General features: G+C 66.2%; 15 protein-coding genes. 11 read left to right on the top strand and 4 right to left on the bottom strand.

The window, feature by feature from the left end:
• The first annotated feature begins 1 nt into the window (after position 1).
• Positions 2-1,150 carry a D-alanine--D-alanine ligase family protein gene (locus AC07YR_RS09915; RefSeq protein ID WP_082506652.1) on the top strand — a complete coding sequence of 383 codons (1,149 nt, stop codon included), beginning with the start codon at positions 2-4 and terminating at the stop codon, positions 1,148-1,150.
• Positions 1,151-1,217: 67 nt separating this feature from the next.
• On the opposite strand, the gene AC07YR_RS09910 is transcribed toward AC07YR_RS09915, so the two are convergent.
• A complete protein-coding gene (locus AC07YR_RS09910) occupies positions 1,218-1,721 on the bottom strand; it encodes a DUF3515 domain-containing protein (protein ID WP_055795996.1) in 504 nt (167 codons plus the stop codon).
• Positions 1,722-1,822: 101 nt separating this feature from the next.
• Here AC07YR_RS09910 and thiL point away from each other — a divergent pair, with 101 nt between their 5' ends.
• The 4 genes from thiL to rsmD are packed head-to-tail and all read left to right on the top strand — an operon-like array spanning position 1,823 to position 6,708.
• The gene (gene thiL, locus AC07YR_RS09905) at positions 1,823-2,863 is read left to right on the top strand and encodes a thiamine-phosphate kinase (protein ID WP_494733858.1); all 1,041 of its coding nucleotides are present in this window, start codon (positions 1,823-1,825) and stop codon (positions 2,861-2,863) included.
• 22 nt (positions 2,864-2,885) lie between these two features.
• On the top strand, positions 2,886-3,875 hold the full coding sequence (locus AC07YR_RS09900; RefSeq protein WP_055797197.1) for a DAK2 domain-containing protein: 990 nt from the start codon (positions 2,886-2,888) through the stop codon (positions 3,873-3,875).
• Between the two features lies 1 nt (position 3,876).
• A complete protein-coding gene (locus AC07YR_RS09895; protein ID WP_055795991.1) occupies positions 3,877-6,090 on the top strand; it encodes an ATP-dependent DNA helicase RecG in 2,214 nt (737 codons plus the stop codon).
• A gap of 39 nt (positions 6,091-6,129) precedes the next feature.
• Positions 6,130-6,708 carry a 16S rRNA (guanine(966)-N(2))-methyltransferase RsmD gene (gene rsmD, locus AC07YR_RS09890; protein WP_436057928.1) on the top strand — a complete coding sequence of 193 codons (579 nt, stop codon included), beginning with the start codon at positions 6,130-6,132 and terminating at the stop codon, positions 6,706-6,708.
• Here the strand turns inward: rsmD and AC07YR_RS09885 are convergent, their stop codons facing one another.
• The 3 genes from AC07YR_RS09885 to AC07YR_RS09875 are packed head-to-tail and all read right to left on the bottom strand — an operon-like array spanning position 6,709 to position 9,577.
• Entirely contained in the window at positions 6,709-7,494 is a 786-nt protein-coding gene (locus AC07YR_RS09885; protein WP_436057927.1) for a spermidine synthase, read from the bottom strand. It abuts the gene before it with no gap.
• A gap of 2 nt (positions 7,495-7,496) precedes the next feature.
• On the bottom strand, positions 7,497-8,705 hold the full coding sequence (locus tag AC07YR_RS09880) for an aminotransferase class I/II-fold pyridoxal phosphate-dependent enzyme (protein WP_494733857.1): 1,209 nt from the start codon (positions 8,703-8,705) through the stop codon (positions 7,497-7,499).
• Positions 8,702-9,577 (bottom strand): SDR family NAD(P)-dependent oxidoreductase, encoded by an 876-nt coding sequence (locus AC07YR_RS09875; protein WP_436057925.1) that lies wholly within the window; start codon positions 9,575-9,577, stop codon positions 8,702-8,704. The genes AC07YR_RS09880 and AC07YR_RS09875 overlap by 4 nt, the downstream gene beginning before the upstream one ends.
• A 43-nt stretch (positions 9,578-9,620) precedes the next feature.
• Between AC07YR_RS09875 and coaD the strand changes: the two genes are divergently transcribed.
• The 6 genes from coaD (at position 9,621) to smc (ending at position 16,508) form a co-directional block, all read left to right on the top strand.
• Positions 9,621-10,121 (top strand): pantetheine-phosphate adenylyltransferase, encoded by a 501-nt coding sequence (coaD, locus tag AC07YR_RS09870; protein ID WP_055795976.1) that lies wholly within the window; start codon positions 9,621-9,623, stop codon positions 10,119-10,121.
• 176 nt (positions 10,122-10,297) lie between these two features.
• On the top strand, positions 10,298-10,822 hold the full coding sequence (locus AC07YR_RS09865; protein WP_436057924.1) for a YceD family protein: 525 nt from the start codon (positions 10,298-10,300) through the stop codon (positions 10,820-10,822).
• 36 nt (positions 10,823-10,858) lie between these two features.
• The gene (gene rpmF, locus AC07YR_RS09860; protein WP_009356569.1) at positions 10,859-11,062 is read left to right on the top strand and encodes a 50S ribosomal protein L32; all 204 of its coding nucleotides are present in this window, start codon (positions 10,859-10,861) and stop codon (positions 11,060-11,062) included.
• Between the two features lie 18 nt (positions 11,063-11,080).
• Positions 11,081-11,803 (top strand): ribonuclease III, encoded by a 723-nt coding sequence (rnc, locus tag AC07YR_RS09855; protein WP_055795971.1) that lies wholly within the window; start codon positions 11,081-11,083, stop codon positions 11,801-11,803.
• A 7-nt stretch (positions 11,804-11,810) separates the two neighbouring features.
• Positions 11,811-12,767, top strand: a complete 957-nt coding sequence (mutM, locus tag AC07YR_RS09850; RefSeq protein ID WP_494733856.1) for a bifunctional DNA-formamidopyrimidine glycosylase/DNA-(apurinic or apyrimidinic site) lyase — start codon at positions 11,811-11,813, stop codon at positions 12,765-12,767.
• A gap of 105 nt (positions 12,768-12,872) precedes the next feature.
• Positions 12,873-16,508, top strand: coding sequence for a chromosome segregation protein SMC (gene smc / locus AC07YR_RS09845; protein ID WP_494733855.1), 3,636 nt, complete (start codon positions 12,873-12,875; stop codon positions 16,506-16,508).
• Positions 16,509-16,517 lie beyond the last annotated feature (9 nt).

The following is a 16,517-nucleotide window of genomic DNA, read 5'->3' as shown; positions in this document are numbered from 1 at the left end:
TGTGTCGGAAGAACAAGTGAACAAGAACACCGGCCCCGGCCACACCAAACCCCGCGTCGCCGTTTTGTTTGGGGGCCGCTCCAGCGAGCACGCCGTCAGCTGCGTCACGGCCGCCGGCGTTCTCGGGGCCATCGATTACGACAAGTACGATGTCATACCCATCGGCATCGCCAAGACCGGCCAGTGGGTCCTCGCCCCGGGGGACACCCGGCAGTGGTCCCTCTCGGCCTCCTCACTTCCCGAGGTGGCGCCGTCGGCCCGGACGGTAACGCTTGCTGAGATCGGCGGAGAACACCAGCTCATCGTGGCGTCCCCGAACGAAGTGCCGCAGGAACTCGGCACCGTGGACGTTGTCTTCCCGCTGCTCCACGGACCGTTCGGCGAAGACGGCACCATCCAGGGCCTGCTGGAACTGTCGGATACCCGCTACGTGGGCGCCGGCGTGCTGGCCTCCGCCGTCGGCATGGACAAGCACTACATGAAGGTGGTCTTCGAAGCCGCCGGCCTGCAGGTGGGGCCCTACATTGCCGTGACGGACCGCCAGTGGATCACTGACCCCGAATCCGTCCGCAAACGCGTTGACCTGCTGGGGTACCCCGTATTCGTCAAGCCGGCACGGGCAGGGTCTTCCATGGGCATCTCCAAGGTGGATTCACTGGAGGGCCTGGATGCGGCCATCGAGGCGGCCCGGGAGCATGACCTCAAACTCGTGATCGAGGCTGGAATCGTGGGCCGCGAGATCGAATGCGCTGTCCTCGAAGGGCGCGGCACCGATGCCCCGCGCACGTCCATGCCCGGGGAGATCGCCGTGGCACCGGGGGAGCACGAGTTCTATGACTTCAACGCAAAATACGTGGAGGACGACGCCGCGTCGCTTAGCTGCCCGGCAGACCTCCCCGACGAGGCGATTGCCCGGGTCCGCGAGCTTGCCGCCGCTGCGTTCGACGCTGTCGGGGCCGAAGGGCTGAGCCGGGTGGACTTCTTCTACACTCCCGACGGTGAGCTGATCATCAATGAGATCAACACCATGCCTGGCTTCACGCCGAAAAGCATGTACCCGCAGATGTGGGCCGCCTCCGGGCTGGGCTACGCGGAACTCATCGACGAACTGATCTACCTGGCGCTGAACCGGAAGACCGGCCTGCGCTAGCCGCCGTCGCGGCGGGCGGGTCCGGCCGGGGACGCGTGGGCCCCCGGTGGTCGAACCTGTCGAGACGCTACTGCCCGGTGGGCAGGTCCTGCAGCTCTTCCTGGCCCACGCAGTTCCGCGTGGCCTTGATCTTCCCTGCAGCAGCCGAGAGCTCCGCCAGCACGGTCGCGGAACTGATCTGGTCGGGGTCCATGAGGATCTCCGTGGCCGGTTCGCGGCCGAAGGTGGTCAGCGTCCACACGGGGTCGCCTTCCTTGATGACCCAGTCGATGCCGTTGACGCTGACGCAGCGGTCGGTGGTGGGGCCGGGAACATTGACCCCGCAGCGGAGGATGACCCTGGACGGATCGCCCCACGCGGCGGTTGCCTGGCTGTTGGTCTTCCGCAGCCCCGCATCTCCCATGGTGTCCGGAAGGGCCACCATCATGGGAGCGCAGGCCGGGTTGGCCGCATCCTTGGCCGGCGCCACATCCACCACGGGTGCGCATCCGCTGAGGGCCAGCACCACTGCCGCCGCCGTTGCGGGCAGGCGGAGCGAACGGAGGGAAACCGGAGTGCGGGGCTGGTGCATTGTTTAAGCCTATCCCGGCCCGGGCGGCCGGCCGGACGGGCAGGGGAGGGCGGCACCCGGCTCCGGAACCAGATGTCGGTCCCGGACTGTAGCGTAGTGGTGTGCCTGAATCTCACCTCACTGTCGGCGGACTTTCCGAATCCGAACTCCTTGCCAGGATCTTCCCGCGCCTGAACAATCTGCACCCGAACGGCGGAACCGCTGAAGGCTCGGCGCTTCTACTGGGACCCGGTGATGACGCCGCCATCGTGGCAGCCCCGGATGGCCGGACCGTGGTCAGCATCGACACCCAGGTACAGGACCAGGATTTCCGGCTGGTGTGGCGCAACGGATACCGGACCACTGGCTTCGACGTCGGCTGGAAGGCTGCGGCGCAAAACCTCAGCGACATCAATGCCATGGGCGCGCAGTCCACGGCCATGGTGGTGAGTCTGACCCTGCCGCCGGAGACGCCCGTTTCCTGGGTCGAGGATTTTGCCGACGGGCTTTCCCATGCCATCCGTGACCTCGGCGCCGACGGATGTTCGGTGGCCGGCGGTGACCTCGGGCGTGGCCGCGAACTCGCGGTCACGGTGGCCATCCTGGGCACCCTGGCCGGGCAGCAGCCTGTTCTGCGCTCGGGCGCCCGCCCGGGCCATACCGTCGCCCTGGCCGGAACGGTGGGGCACGCGGCAGCCGGGCTTGCCCTGCTTGAATCCGGGCCGGCCGTTGACCTGCTTAGTCCGGCGCTGCGAACCGTTATGGACAGGCAGTGCCGGCCGCTTCCGCCGCTGGCGGCCGGGCCGGCTGCACTGGCTTCGGGCGCCTCGGCCATGATGGACATTTCCGACGGACTGGTACGCGACGGCAGCCGCCTGGCCGCCGCCAGCGGCGTCGTCCTGAACCTCGATCCGGCCGCACTGAAGCTGCTCACGGAGCCGCTGGCCGCCGCCGCGGACGCGGTGGACGGGGACGCCATGGCCTGGGTGCTGGGCGGCGGAGAAGATCATGGCCTCCTTGCCACATTCCCCGCGGACGTACAGCTGCCTCCGGGTTTCGCTGCGATAGGCTCAGTAGAAGCCCTTGCACCAACGGAAAGCACTGGCGTGAAGATAGCGGGCCGGCCCGCGGACACTGTGGGATGGGATCACTTTGCAGACTAAGATTGCCGCCAACGCGCAAGCGATGAAGCGGTGGTTGGGCAAGGCCGAAACAGCGCTCGGAAACCACAGCGACCGCCTCAACGCCATCAACATTTTTCCCGTGGCCGACGGCGACACCGGCACCAACCTGTACCTGACCGTCCGTGCCGCCGCGCAGGCCCTGAACAGCCCGGCAACATCACCTGACACCGAACTTGCGCAGCAGCCCGGGAGGACACCGGGCCAGCAGGACGTCGGGGCCGTGCTTGCACGGGCAGGCCAGGCCGCCATGGAACAGGCCCGCGGCAATTCGGGAACCCTGTTCTCGGTGTTCCTGTGCGCCGCCGCGGAGCCGTTGGCCGGCCATACCCGCCTGAGTTCGCCACTGCTGGCAGCCGCACTCAACCGCGCCCAGATCCGGGCCTGGTCCGCCTTGAGCGATCCCGTTCCGGGAACCATGCTCTCGGTCATGGAGGCGGCTGCGCGCGCTGCCGCCGGAGTGGATGCCGACCAGAACGGCGACGACAGCAACCACGCCCTGGGACTTGCCCTCGATGCAGCGGTTGAGGCAGCCCTCGAAGCGGTCGTCCGGACCGAAGACCAGTTGGCTGCCCTGCACGAGGCCCATGTCGTGGACGCCGGAGGGGTCGGAATGCTCCTCATCCTCGACTGCCTGCGCTCGGCGGTGCTCGGCGAGGAACTTCAAAGTGAAATGCTGGACGGCCTCCACGGCTACGACGTCCAGGATCCGCACATCCATGCGGACATGCCCGACGACGACGGCGTGGAAGTCATGTGCACCATCAGCCTTTCGCCGCTGGACGCCGCAACACTGCGCCAGCGGCTTGATGAAATGGGTGATTCGGTGATCATGAGCCAGGTGGGCGGTGCCATGGACGCCGACGGAAAATACCGCTGGCGGGTGCACGTCCACGTCCCGGCCCCGGAACCGGCCGTGGCACTGATCGGCTCCCTCGGGGAACCCACGGACATCTCTGTCAGCCAGCTCGCCCTGCCCCGGGACCCCGACTGACATGAACGCTGAGCTGGAACTGGGCCTGGAACGCCGCATCGGCAAACGTTCCGCAGCCGTCATTGAGAAACACCTCGGAATCACCACGGTCGGCGGACTGCTCAACTACTTTCCGCGCCGTTACCTCAGCCGGGGTGAGCTGACGCCCATCAGCGAGGTCCCGCTGGATGAAGAGGTCACCCTGATCGCGCGCGTCGTGTCCAGCAGCACGCGCGCCATGCGGGCGCGCCGCGGCACCCTGACGGACGTCGTGATCACGGATGACGCCGGCACCCTGAAGGTGAGCTTCTTCAACGGTTACCGCGCCAAAGCGGAGCTGCTCCCGGGCCGGCGGGCCCTGTTCTCGGGCAAAGTCACCCGGTACGCCGGCAGCCTGAGCCTCACGAACCCTGACTTCCAGCTGCTCGATGAGGATCCTGACACTCCGGGCATGGACCCGGAGAAGCTCGCCGCCATGCCCATCCCGATCTATCCGGCAACAGCCAAACTCACCAGCTGGTCCATCCAGAAAGTGATCTCAACCCTTCTGGACACGGTCGACCTGGAACTCCTGGACGACCCCCTGCCGGCGGAAGTCTCGTCACGGGAAAAGTTCCTGCCGGCTGCCGAAGCCTACCGGCTCATCCACACGCCGGAAGTGCCGGGGGACTGGCAACGCGCCCGGGACCGGTTCCGGTACCAGGAAGCCCTCGTACTGCAGTCCGCCCTTGCCCGGCGCCGCGCCCAGCTTGCGGCCGAAGAAGCCACGGCCCGGCGGCCGGTCGCAGGCGCAATTCTGACGGCGTTCGACCGCCAGTTGCCGTTCACCCTCACCGCCGGCCAGTCCGCCGTCGGCAAGACCCTCGCGGAGGAGCTCTCGCAGGACAGCCCCATGAACCGGCTCCTCCAGGGCGAGGTGGGCTCAGGCAAGACCATCGTTGCCCTGCGCGCCATGCTCCAGGTGGTTGACGCCGGCGGGCAGGCCGCGCTGCTGGCGCCTACCGAAGTCCTGGCCGCGCAGCACTTCGAATCCATCCGCCGGACGCTCGGTCCGCTGTCCAGGGACGGACTCCTGGGCGGGTCCGGGCCCGACGCCGTGCAGGTGACGCTGCTCACCGGATCCATGCCCACCGCTGCCCGCAAGCAGGCCATGCTGGACGCGGCCTCGGGCACGGCCGGGATCGTGATCGGAACGCATGCGCTGCTGAGTGACAATGTCTCGTTCTACGACCTCGGGCTGATTGTCGTTGATGAGCAGCACCGTTTCGGTGTGGAGCAGCGCGACGCCCTCCGTGCGAAGGCCAGCAAACCGCCCCACCTGCTGGTGATGACTGCCACCCCAATTCCGAGGACCGTGGCCATGACCGTGTTCGGCGACCTCGAAACATCGGTGCTGGACGAACTGCCGGCGGGCCGCGCCCCCATTTCAACGCACGTGGTTGGACTCGCCGAAAATCCCGGCTGGGCCGGCCGTATCTGGTCCCGGTCCCGGGAAGAGATCGACGCCGGCCACCAGGTCTACGTGGTGTGTCCCAAGATCGGCGAGGACGACGACGGCGACTTCAGCCCCGGGGAAGCGGAACCGACGGCCGCCGACCTGGAAGGGGACGGACCTGCCCGCGAGCTAGCGTCCGTCACGGCCGTCGTCGAACATCTCCAGGACGAACCTGCGCTGGCCGGCGTTTCGCTGGCACCGCTGCACGGCAGGCAGGATCCGGTCCTGAAGTCCGCAACCATGGCGTCCTTCACGGCGAATGAAACCAAACTGCTGGTGTCCACCACCGTGATCGAGGTGGGCGTTGACGTCCACAACGCCACGCTGATGGTGATCCTGGACGCGGACAGATTCGGAATATCGCAGCTGCACCAGCTTCGCGGACGGGTGGGCCGCGGCGGTTTGCCCGGCACCTGCCTCCTGGTGACCACCCTGGAACCCGGCCACCCCAGCCGCCGCCGGCTGGACGCCGTGGCAGCCACCACCGATGGCTTCGAGCTGTCGCAGGAGGACTTGAAGCTGCGCCGTGAAGGGGACATCCTCGGGGCCTCGCAGTCCGGCGGACGCTCTGCGCTGAAACTGCTGCGAGTGCTGGAACATGAGGACATCATTGCGAAGGCACGCCAGGACGCGCAGCAGATCGTGGCCTCGGATCCGGCGCTGGCGGACCATTCCGCACTAGCGGAGGCAATCGAAGAGTACTTGAACCCCGAAAAGGAGGCGTTCCTTGAGCGTGGCTAGAAGAGGGCGCGCAGCTGCAGGCGACATGGGGGCACGCGCATGAGCCGTATCATCGCGGGCACCGGCGGGGGAATGCCGCTGGTCAGCGTGCCCGGGTCCATGACCCGTCCTACCACTGACCGCGTCAAGGAAGCACTTTTCTCACGGCTAGAGGCCTTCAACGTGGTGGCGGGGGCCCGTGTGCTCGATCTCTATGCGGGCTCCGGCGCGCTGGGGGTGGAAAGTGCCAGCCGCGGGGCGGAGACTGTTGACCTCGTGGAGTTCGACGGCAAGGCCAGCGAGGTCTGCCAGCGCAACGCGGACCTTATTAACGGGTCCGTGGGCCGCAAGGCGGTGTCGGTCCACCGGTCCCGGGTGGAATCCTTCCTGGAACGGACCGTGCCGGGAACCCTGTGGGACCTTGTGTTCCTTGACCCGCCGTATCCGCTGGACGAGCCCGCCATGGCCGCTGTGCTGGAGGAGCTGTCACCCTACCTGGCGGAGGCCGCCGTCGTAGTTGTGGAGCGCTCGTCCCGCAGCCCGGAACCGGGGTGGCCGGCGTCGTTGGAACGGTTTGCCGAGAAGAAGTACGGCGAGACCAAGCTGTGGTTTGCCGAACCCGTGGGCGGCGGCAGCTGACTAGTCTGAGATCGCGTCGAGGTCCACGCCGGCCAGCACCGTCCCGGGGTGCGGGCCGCGCGCCGTCAGCTCCCCGGTCCATCCCGCCGGCCACGGACCCTGCGTTCCTATGAGGATGATGTTGCCGGGATGGCGCCCGGCGAACATCCCGGACTCTGCGAACGCAGCCACCCCGTCCATGACCTGCCGCAACGCTGCCACCTGGCTCCGGACCAGCGTCAGCCCGGGCTCATCACCCACGTTGACGATCAGCACTCCCCGTGGCGTCAGCCGGGCCGCCGCTTCTGCGTAGAACCCGGCGCAGGCAATGTGCGCAGGCGCCTCCGGGCCGGAGAAGATATCCAGGATCACGACGTCGAAACGCAGCTCAGCCGGGAGCTCCGCCAGTGCGTCCCGGGCGTCGCCGATCAGCGTGTGCAGCACCGTTCCGTCCGGCATCGGCAACTGCTGCAGGACGAAGTCCAGCAGCTCCCGCTCGAGTTCCACGGCGTACTGCAGGGACCCCGGTCGGGTCGCTTGGATATAGCGGGCCAGCGTCAGCGCCCCGGCGCCAAGATGCAGGGCGCTCACGGGCTCGCCCGCAGGTGCAGCCAGGTCCACGACGTGTCCGATCCGACGGAGGTATTCGTAGAATATTTCGCCCGGTTCGGCGAGATTCACGTGGGACTGCTCCGCGCCGCCGATGCTCAGCACAAAGGATCCCTCCGTAAAGGTGTCCGGTTCGATGGTCGCGTGCTGGCCGGTGGTCCGGAGGAAGCGTGACCCTGCTGCGGGCCGCGGAGGCATCGTCAGAGCCTGTCGCGGAGCGTAGCGAGCCTCGATGCGGCCTCTTCAAGGACCTCAGTCTTTTTACAGAAGGCAAAACGGAGCAGGCTGCGGGTCCGTTCGGCACCCGCGGCGTGGCAGAAGACGGGCACCGGGATTGCAGCGACGCCCACCAGGTCCGGCAGCCTCCGGGCCAGGTCGACGGAATCGGAGATCCCCAGTGGGGCAGTGTCCACATTCACGAAATACGTTCCCTGCGGGGTGAACACGTCCAGGCCGGCAGCCCTGAGCCCGTCGCTGAGGATGTCCCGCTTCCGCCTGAGGGTCTCGGAGATTCCGGTGTAGAAATCGTCCGGAAGGGCCAGCCCCATGGCGATGGCGTTCTGGAACGGCGTGCCGGAGCTGTAGCTCAGGAACTGCTTCACGGTCCTGATGGCCGACACGAGGTGTTCGGGTCCGCTCAGCCAGCCGATCTTCCAGCCGGTAAAGGAGAACGTCTTGCCTGCCGAGGAAATGGTGATGGTCCGGCCGGCAGCGCCTGGCAGCGTAGCCACAGGGATGTGCTGTACACCGAACGTCAGGTGCTCGTACACCTCATCGGTGATGATCACGGCATTGTGCCTGGTAGCAAGTTCGACGACCCGCTGCAGCACTTCGCGCGGAAAAACGGCGCCGGTGGGATTGTGCGGATTGTTGATGAGCACAACCTTGGTGCGGCTGCTGAAGGCCGCTTCCAGGGCAGCCATGTCCGGCATGAAATCGGGAGCCAGCAGTGGAGCCGTCACGTGCGTGGCTCCTGCCAGCCCGATCATCGCGCCGTAGGAGTCATAGAAGGGTTCGAACGTGAGCACTTCGTCGCCGTGCTCCACAAGGGCCAGCAGCGAGGCCGCGATGGCTTCGGTGGCGCCGGTGGTAACGATGACTTCAGTTTCCGGGTCCGGGGCCAGTCCATAGAACCGCTGCTGGTGTGCCGAAATGGCCTCCCGGAGGGAAAGGATTCCCTTGCCGGGCGCGTACTGGTTGGCGCCCGAGCTGATCGCCGCCTGGGCGGCCGCTTTGATTTCCGCCGGGCCGTCCTCATCGGGGAAGCCCTGGCCAAGGTTGATGGCGCCGGTCCGGACCGCGAGGGTGGTCATCTCCTCGAAGATTGTGACACCGAGGGTGCCGTCGGCTGCCAGCAGGTTCGCTCCCGACGCTGCCCGCTGCCACGGTGCCGGAACTGTTGTGCTCACTGTTTGCCTGCCTGTCGGTTGGTGACGGAGTTCTCTGCCCGTCCGGTGAATTTTTCCATGCCCGCGTAGATCCGGAAGATTCGTCCGCCGATGAAGTCCCATGCGCGGACCGGGAGAATCCCCCGAAGGACCTTGCCGAGATTGGCCGTCGCCGGAGCGATCAGGAGCGGGCGTCCCGCGGCCATTGCCCGCCACGACCGCCGGACCGCGTCATCGGGAGTCATGAGCGGCGTGAGCAACGGACCCCGGGCGCCGGCGAACATTCCGGTGGAAATGTAGCTCGGACAGAACGTTGTGACCCGGAGATGCCGATAGCCCTCCTGCTCCAGTTCGATCCGCAGCGAGTCGCTCCAGCCCACCATGGCCCACTTGGAAGCTGCATAAACGCTCATTCGCGGGTTTGACACTGTTCCGGCGGCAGAGGCGACGTTCAAAATCCGGCGGGGGCGCGCGCCGTCGGCCATCATGCCCGGCAGGAACGCCAAGGTTACGTACATCGGAGCCAGAGCGTTGACTTCCATGGTCAACGCGATGTCCGGGGCGGGCCGGTGCTCCCAGAACAGGGCGCCGCGCACGATTCCGGCGTTATTCACCAACAGCGTCAGGGGGCCGTCCGCCGTGCATTCGCGTGCGGCCGCCGCAATGGCGTCACGGTCCGCAAGATCCACTTGCCGGGCCACGGCACGAGAGCCGAGGGCCGTGACTTCGCCGGCAACGCGTTCCAGTCCGACGCCGTCCACATCCCACAGGATCACCACTGCGGCGCCTTCCCGGGCGGCACGGAGGGCGTGCAGCCGGCCCATGCCCATGGCGGCTCCGGTGACAAGAACTACGCCCCCTGCAACGGTGAAGGGAATGTTCGACTCGGGCATCCAGTCATGTTATCCCGCTCCGTCTATGGGGTAGGTTCGGAACATGAGACGCGCCGTTTGCCCAGGCTCCTTCGACCCGATCCACAATGGCCACTTGGAAGTCATCGCCAGGGCCGCCGGCCTCTTTGACGAAGTGATTGTGGCGGTGTCCACCAACTATGCCAAGAAGTACCGTTTCACCCTGGAGGAGCGGATCGACATGGCGCGCGAGACCCTTGCGTCGCTCCGCGGCATCGTGGTGGAGCCTGTGGGGGAGGGCCTGCTCGCGGAATACTGCAGGCAGCGGGGAGTGTCCGCCATTGTGAAGGGCCTGCGCTCGTCCTCAGACTTTGACTATGAGCTCCCGATGGCCACCATGAACCGTCAACTCAGCGGCGTGGAAACGGTCTTCCTTCCCACCGAGGGCCACTACCTCCACTTGTCATCCACGCTAATCAAGGAAGTCTTTACGCTGGGCGGAAGTGTGTCCGACTACGTGCCGAGGTCGGTGCTGAAGCGGCTGCTTGCGGGCGAGTCGTCGCCGGACCAGCCCCGCAGAGGGTAGGCTTGATCGGTACGCAACGGCCCCGGCCGGATTCGCGACCCATTCCTTTGTTTGTCCCGCGGTGCTGAACTGTGTGGCTTTCGCCCGGTTTGAGTCCATCCGGAAGATCAGGCTAAGATGGTACGTCGGTCATATGTTCAACAGGAGTTCTCATTAAACGAGATGCTAGTTCGCCCTTGGCGTTCGACGTCAAGGACCTCGGACGCAGTCCGGGGAGCATGCGGACGCTGACGGAACATGTACCCGCACCAAGTGACCTTGGTGTGGCCCTCATTGGCGTGCAGGAAGGCTCGGATGTCGAGCTGGATCTGCGACTGGAGGCCGTACACGAAGGAATCCTGGTATCAGGAACCGTTCACGTCGAAGTAACCGGCGAGTGCGGCCGATGCCTGGATCCCCTTGCGTATGACCTCGAGGTCAATGTGCAAGAACTTTTCTTCTACGAGGACGCCCAGTTCTCCGATGAAGAAGACGAAGAAGAGCAATATCGAATCGAGCACGATTTAATCGATCTTGAGCCGGTGTTGCGGGACGCAGTTGTAACCATGCTGCCGTTCCAGCCGGTGTGCCGGGAAGACTGCCAGGGCCTTTGCTCCGAATGCGGAGTACGCCTGGAAGACGAGCCGGGGCATCACCACGAGGTCGTAGATCCTCGCTGGGCTGCCCTAGCTGATCTGGCTAAGCCTGACCGGCAAAATTGATTTGTAAGTGTTTTTCTAGAGAGAAATGAGTTAGCCGTGGCTGTCCCGAAGCGGAAAATGTCTCGCTCGAATACCCGCGCCCGCCGCTCCCAGTGGAAGGCAACCGCCCCCCACCTGGTGAAGACCGTTGAGAACGGCCAGGTTACCTACAGCCTGCCGCACCAGGCAAAGGTCGTTACCGACTCGGCTGGCACTGCGCTGTTCCTTGAGTACAAGGGCCGCAAGGTCGCGGACGTCTAATCGGCCCACTGGCTGAACATGACGTCTTCAACTGAAGAGCTTTTGAAGCGTCTCGGTGTCTCTATTGACGCCGGGACGCTTCGTCTTGCTCTGACACATCGCTCCTATGCCTACGAAAACGGCGGCATACCCACCAATGAGCGCCTCGAGTTCCTGGGCGATTCCATTCTGGGCTTTTCCGTGACAGATGCCCTGTATCGGGACAACCCTGCACTGCCCGAGGGTGACCTTGCCAAGCGGCGTTCTGCCGTGGTGAGCACCAGGGCGCTTGCAGGAATCGGCCGCAGCCTTGGCATCGGCGACTACATCTACCTCGGACAGGGCGAAAAGCTCACCGACGGCAAGAACAAGGCGTCCATCCTCGCCGACACCATGGAAGCGCTCATTGGCGCCACCTACGTGTCCAACGACATCGAGACGGCCCGTCAACTGGTCATGCGGCTGATCGGTCCGCTGCTTCAGGATGCCGCGGCCCTCGGTGCAGGCACCGACTGGAAGACCAGCATCCAGGAGCTCGCAGCCAGCCGCCAGCTGGGCAGCATCTACTACGCGGTGGAGGGTTCAGGCCCGGACCACGCGCGGACGTTCGTAGCGGTGCTCCGGATCGGTGGGACCGATTACGGGCAGGGTGCCGGACGCTCCAAGAAGGAAGCCGAGCAGGAAGCCGCAGCCGATGCCTGGCGGAAGCTGTCGACCGCGGGCCCGGCAAACGTTCCGGCGGAATCCGAAGCCGGCCTCTAGGTTCTTCGTGCCCGAACTGCCGGAAGTCGAAGTTGTCCGCCGCGGCCTGGTGAGCTGGGTCCGCGGCAGGACCATCACCGCCGTTGACGTCCTGGATCCGCGTTCCATCCGCCGGCATGCACTCGGCGCCGAGGACTTCGCCGGCAATCTTGAGGGCGCCCGGGTCCTGGATGTGGTGCGCCGCGGAAAGTTCCTCTGGCTTCCCCTGGAGGAGTCGGTAACAGTGCCCTCGGGCACCGACCGGCCTGCCGTCGCCCTGATGGCGCACTTGGGAATGAGCGGCCAGCTGCTGATGCAGGATTCCGGCGTGCCGGACGAAAAGCACCTGAAGATCCGTCTGCGCCTGAGCCCTGTTGACGGCATGCCGGAACAGCTCAGGTTCGTGGATCAACGCATTTTTGGGGGACTGTTCGTGACGTCGCTGGTTCCCACGGCCGACGGCGGACCCGGCGGCCTGGGTGAGGTGCCCGCGCCGTACATTGCCGAGGAAGCCGCTCACATCGCCCGGGATCCCCTGGACCCGCACTTTTCCTTCGATTCCTTTTACCGGCGCTTGCGGAACCGGAAGACGGGGTTGAAGCGGGCGCTCCTGGACCAAGGGCTGGTTTCCGGCATCGGCAACATCTACGCAGATGAGGCGCTGTGGCGCGCCCGCCTCCACTACGCCCGACCCACCGATACGCTCCGCCGCGGCGATGCCCTGAGAGTTCTTGACGCCGCCCGCGAGGTGATGCTGGATGCGTTGGCGGCGGGCGGGACCAGCTTCGACTCCCTCTACGTCAACGTCAACGGCGCCTCGGGATACTTTGACCGGTCCCTTAATGCCTACGGCAGGGAAAATCAGGAGTGCAAGCGCTGCGCAGCTGCAGGAATAGTGAGCCTCATGAAGCGCGAACAATTCATGAACCGGTCCTCCTACACCTGCCCCGTCTGCCAGCCGCGGCCCCGCAACGGCCGGTGGTGAGCGGAGCCCAAATCCGGGCTTTGTCGGTGCCACGCAGTAGATTTAGGGCAGGAACACCAGCTTCAGCCACGCAGAACATCAGCCACTCAGGAGATCCGAAACACCTTGCACCTCAAGAGCCTGACCGTCCGCGGATTCAAGTCGTTCGCGTCAGCCACGACGTTCGACTTTGAGCCGGGCGTCACTGCAGTGGTCGGTCCGAACGGCTCCGGTAAATCCAATGTTGTAGATGCTTTGTCCTGGGTCATGGGCGAACAAGGTGCCAAGACACTGCGCGGCGGCAAAATGGAGGACGTCATTTTCGCGGGCACGTCCGGCCGGCCGCCCCTGGGCCGGGCACACGTCTCGTTGACCATCGACAACACGGACGGTGCGCTGCCGATCGAGTACAGCGAAGTGACGATCTCTCGGACGCTGTTCCGCACCGGCGGGTCCGAGTACGCCATCAACGGTGCAGGCTGCCGTCTCCTTGACATTCAGGAACTCCTGTCGGATTCAGGCCTCGGCCGGGAAATGCACGTGATCGTTGGGCAGGGGCAGCTGGACAAGGTCCTGCACGCCACACCGGAGGACCGGCGCGGCTTCATCGAAGAGGCGGCAGGGATCCTCAAACACCGTCGGCGCAAGGAAAAGACGGTCCGGAAACTGGAGGCGATGCAGGCGAACCTGCAGAGACTGGGTGACCTCACCAGTGAGATCCGGCGGCAACTGACCCCGCTTGGCAAGCAGGCGGAAGTGGCCCGCCGCGCCCAAAGCGTCCAGTTTGAAGTGCGGGACGCCCGTGCAAGGCTTCTGGCGGACGACCTTGTGCAGTTGCGGTCCGTCCTGGCCCAGGAGGTTGCCGATGAATCCGCGCTGAGGACGCGCAGGGCCATTGTGGAGCAAGGCCTCGAAAACGGTCGTCAGCGGCAGTCGGCGCTGGAACGGCAGGCGGCCGAGGCAACCCCCAAGCTCAACGCTGCGCGGGACACTTGGTACCAGCTATCCGCGGGCCGGGAAAGGTTCCGCTCCCTCGGGTCGCTTGCGGAGGAACGCCGCCGGCTGCTGGGCGCCGCGGACGAGGCACCGGACTCAGGACGGGATCCGGAACAGCTTGAAAGAAATGCCGCCCGCGTCCGCGAGGAACAAGCCGCACTGGAAGACGGGATCCTGCAAAAGCGCACTGCGCTGGAAGCCGCGACGGCAGCCAAACAGGACGCTGAGAGTGCGGCAAGTGCCGAAGACAAACGGCTGGCTGCGGTGCTCCGTGCCGCTGCCGACCGCCGGGAGGGGCTGGCAAAACTGGCCGGCCAGGTGGGTGCAGCACAGTCACGCGTTGAGGCTTCACAAGCCGAACTTGGCCGGCTCCGGGATTCGCAGGCTGCCGGTGACGAACGCCGGCGCCGCGCCCAGAGCGAGTTCACGGCGCTGGAATCGCAGGTCGCCGGCGTCGAGGACGGCGAGGAATCCCTGGACGCCGATTACGAGGATGCCAGCGCTTCCCTGGATGAAATCCTGGCGGACATTGAAGCGCTGAAGTCAGCCGAGCGCGACGCGGAACGGGAACGCGATTCGCTCCTCGCCAGGCGCGAGGCACTGCAGCTCGGGCTCAACCGCAAGGACGGGTCCGGCCGCGTCGCCGACTCGGGATTGCCCGGCGTCATTGGGTCCCTGGCGTCGATGCTCTCCGTCGAATCCGGTTATGAAGCGGCCGTCGCCGCTGCACTGGGTAACTGCTCTGACGCAGTCGTCGTCCGGGACGCCGGTACCGCCGTCGAAGCGCTGCAACTGCTTAAGGACGACGACGCCGGACTCGCCTCGCTGCTGCTGGCGGCCCCGGCGGGGCAGGACGACCCGGAGGCGATGCCTGCCTTGCCCGCGGTGCCGGCCCGACGTCCCCTTGCCCCGGGTGCCCGATGGGCTGCGGACCTGGTCAGTGCATCTGACGCCGGCGGTGCCGCGGCGGACCCGCTGCTGGACACCCTCCTGCGCAGCTTGCTGGATGCCACTGTGGTTGTTGACGGCCTTGAAGCGGCGTCGGAGCTTATCCGCGAGCAGCCAGGGCTGACCGTTGCAACGCGGGCGGGCGACGTCTTCACAGCCTTAACCGTCCGGGGCGGCTCGGCGAGTGCACCGTCCCTGCTGGAAGTGCAGGCCGCCGTCGATGACACCGAAACGAGGCTCGCCGCGGTTGGCGCCGATCTCGAACGGAACCGGTTTGCGCTGGCCTCGGCCTCGGCGCGAAAGGCCGATGCCCAGGAACGCGCAGACGCCGCCTTGGACCGTCTCCACGAATCAGATGCCCGGCTGGCGGCCGTGGCCGAACGGCTGGGCCATCTGAACTCGGTGCTCCGGAGCGCAGTGGGGGAGAGCGAAAGGCTCGGCGCGTCGCTGGCCAGGGCCGAGGCAAACATTGTGGCCGAGCAGGAGGCACTCGAAGCTGCGACCGCCCGACTCGACGCAGCCCAGCAGGCCCCCGCGGATGAGGAGCCCTCGGCCGAGCTCCGTGACGAGCTGGCGCTGGCGGCGTCGGCGGCACGGTCTGCCGAGATGGAGGCCAGGCTTTCGCTCCGGAGCGCCGAGGAACAACTCACCGCCACGCGCAACCGGGCCCTTTCATTGGAACGTGCCGCGGTGGCCGAGCGACGGGCGCGGGAAGAAGCGGCGCGGCGTGCCCGCCGCCGCAGGCTCCAGGCTCGCCGCGCTGCGGCTGTTTCGGCTGCGGCGGAGCAGGCCATCGGTTTCATGGACGTCTCCGTGGATCTCGCCCTCCGCGCCCGGGACCTTGCAGAGGAAGAACGGGAGCTCAGGGATCGCGAACTTGTGGAGGTACGTTCGCAGAACGACGCCCTCAGCCGCGAGCTGGCGGAACTGACGGATTCGGTGCACCGCGACGAGCTTGCCCGCACCCAGCAGCGGCTGCGGATCGAGGCCCTCGAGCTGCGCTCGGTTGAGGAGCTCGGCTTGTCGCCGGACCAGCTGGTGGCGGACTACGGTCCGGACCAGCCGGTGCCGGTGCCCGCCGAAGGGTCCGGCGACAAGTGGGCGGCCCTCCGCGCGGCGGTGGACGAGGACGGCAGACCGATCCCCGAAGGCAAACCCTTCGTCCGCGGCGAGCAGGAAAAACGGCTCCGCAAAGCCGAGCGGGACCTCTCGTCCCTGGGCCGGGTGAATCCGTTGGCACTGGAGGAGTTCGCTGCCCTGGAGGAACGGCACCAGTTCCTCAGCAGCCAGCTCGAGGACCTCAAATCCAGCCGCAAGGATCTGCTGGACATCATCAAGGAAGTGGATGACCGTGTCCAGAAGGTGTTCGCCGAAGCGTTCGCGGACACCTCGGCGCAGTTCGTCCGCGTATTTGCCCGGCTCTTTCCTGGCGGCGAAGGCCGGCTCGTCCTGACCGACCCGTCAGACATGCTCACCACGGGCATTGAGGTGGAGGCACGGCCGGCCGGCAAGAAGATCAAACGGCTCTCCCTGCTGTCCGGGGGCGAGCGTTCACTGACCGCAGTGGCCCTGCTCGTGGCCATCTTCAAGGCGCGCCCGTCGCCGTTCTATGTGATGGACGAAGTGGAGGCTGCCTTGGACGACACCAACCTGGGCAGGCTCATCACGATCTTCGAAGAACTCCGTGAGTCCAGCCAGCTGATCGTCATCACGCACCAGAAGCGGACCATGGAGGTTGCCGACGCGCTGTACGGCGTCACCATGCGGGGCGACGGGGTGTCAACGGTCATCAGCCAGCGCCTCGGCGCCGAAGTTTAGCCGGACTGC

The sequence above is a fragment of the Arthrobacter sp. GW460-12-1-14-TSB2 genome (assembly GCF_059423525.1).
Note: the sequence above shows the minus strand (reverse complement) of the source record. Positions and strands in the feature narration are given on the sequence as shown.